Consider the following 1,996-nt stretch of genomic DNA (forward strand, 5'->3'; position numbering starts at 1 on the left):
CCGATGCCGATGATTCCGCCACAGCCTTCGGCCGCGAGCTTTTTTTCGTCCCACACCTCAACGGTGACGGGCGCACCCTTCGCGGCAGCAATAGCGGCATCGGCGAACGATTGCGGGTAGAGGTCGCCACCCGACCGGTTCGTCAGGTCGCGAACAAGAGCAATGTGCTCAGCAACGATGCGGATGCGCTCCATCGACTCAGCCGAGACAGCAGCCGTCGTGCACACGGTCACCGCGCCCACCGGTGCCTTGACTTTTGACGCCGTCTTCGCGCGGTAGTCGGTGAATGAATAGGCGGCGAGCGAAGCGCCCTCCATCATGGCGTGCACGTCGGCCTCGTCATCGAGACCAAAAGCGAGCGCGATCGATCCCGTGCCGGCGAGCTGGCGCACGGCCGATCCCGCGGCTCGCCGCGCCGCGTCTGCCGACAGTGTCGCCCCGAGCCCGACAACCGCGACGCTCGCGCGCGAACCCTCGAGCGCCGGAAGGCGCACGAGCTCGTCGGCCTTGCCGGTGTAGCCGATCGCGGCGAGCTGGTCGTGAAGCCCGGCGAGCGAGGAGTGCGCGACAAGCTCGGCTCCGTCGGCCCCCTGTCGGGCAGCAACGACGACGACGTCGACATCAAGGGTGGAGGGGGCGGCAGGAGAGGTGGTCACCGTCAAGCTGGTCATGCGAGGTCCGTTTCTCAAGCGAAGAATGGTGATGCGCGCACGATCGCGCCAACGCGTCCAGGCTATTCCGTTTCGCCTCGGGGCGATATGGTGACGACGGTTCTTCACCGCACGTTGTCAGCGTGCGCCACCGCCGCCAGAGAGGCTCGCTCATGACGTCTGAAGTCGCCCCGTCCGAGAGTGAGTCGCCTGCCGCCTCGCGTGTCACGTGGCTGCGGTCTGGCCCGTTTGCGATCGGCTTCATCGGAACCCTCGGAGTGCTGTTTGCGCTGCTTCTCGGCGCCGCCGTCTCGCAACTGGCCTACACCATCACGCTGATCTTCTTGGCGACCTTCATCAGCCTCGGGCTCTACCCCGTCGTGACGCGACTCGAACGCCGCGGGCTTCCGAAGTGGGCGGCGATCAGCGTGGTGCTCGCGGCCTTCTTGGCGGTCGTCGCCGTGCTGCTCGTGCTCATCGTGCCCATCGTCATCGAGCAAGCAACCGAACTCGCCCGCACGCTTCCCGAGAACCTGACCGACATCGAGAACCAAGGCTGGTTCCTCGACCTCGACGAACAGTTCAACGGGTATCCGTTCATCCTGCTCGAGTGGCTCCGGGTTTCGTCGGCCGACCCGAACCTGTGGATCACGGTCGGCGGCGGCGCGCTGCGCATCGGCGCCGACATCATCAACGGCACCTTCGGCGTGCTGCTTGTCGTCGTCATCACGCTGTACTTCGTCGCCTCGCTCGACTCGATGAAGCAGGCTCTCTACGACCTCGTGCCCGGCACGAAGCGCGAGGGCTTCGCCGAGATTGCCGAAGAGATCTTTGACTCGATCGGCAAATATCTGAGCGGCCAGGTCGTGATCGCCGCGATGAACGCGACGTTCTCCTTCATTCTGCTGACGATCATGGGCGTTCGCTACGCGGGCATTCTGGCCTTCATCGCCCTCTTCATCACGCTCATTCCCGTGATTGGCCCCCTCATCAGCACCACGCTCATGGTGTTCGTCACCCTCTTCACGTCGCCCACCGCGGCGATCATCGTGGCGATCGTCATGATCATCTACATGCAAATCGAGGCTTACCTGTTCACGCCGCGCATCATTGGCAAGGCCATCAAGATTCCGGCGTCGCTCGTGCTCATCGGAGCCGTCATCGGTGGCACGCTGCTCGGCCTTCTCGGGGCGCTCGTGGCCTCGCCGGTCGTCGCGAGCATCCTTCTCATCATCAAGAAGGTTGTCGTACCGCGTCAGCGAGTGAAGTAGTCCCGCATGGCAACTGACCCGCTCGTGGTGATCTCTGCCGCTCTCGTTGTCGCGCACGTCGTGCTCGGCACGATC

Annotated in this window: 2 protein-coding genes; one reads left to right on the top strand and one right to left on the bottom strand. The window is 64.4% G+C overall.

The window, feature by feature from the left end:
- A partial coding sequence (locus tag SFU54_RS05855) for a M17 family peptidase N-terminal domain-containing protein (RefSeq protein WP_319015354.1) occupies positions 1 to 671 on the bottom strand: 671 nt, incomplete at its 3' end.
- A 152-nt stretch (positions 672 to 823) separates the two neighbouring features.
- Here SFU54_RS05855 and SFU54_RS05860 point away from each other — a divergent pair.
- Complete coding sequence (locus SFU54_RS05860) at positions 824 to 1,921, top strand: AI-2E family transporter (RefSeq protein WP_319015355.1); 1,098 nt, start codon at positions 824 to 826, stop codon at positions 1,919 to 1,921.
- Positions 1,922 to 1,996 lie beyond the last annotated feature (75 nt).

This window comes from Microcella sp. (genome assembly GCF_033763155.1).
Classification (GTDB): Bacteria; Actinomycetota; Actinomycetes; order Actinomycetales; family Microbacteriaceae; genus Microcella.

Bases quoted from the DNA above. Each gene is read 5' to 3' on its own strand.
- SFU54_RS05860 (WP_319015355.1), top strand. From the start codon at position 824: ATGACGTCTGAAGTCGCCCCGTCCGAGAGTGAGTCGCCTGCCGCCTCG.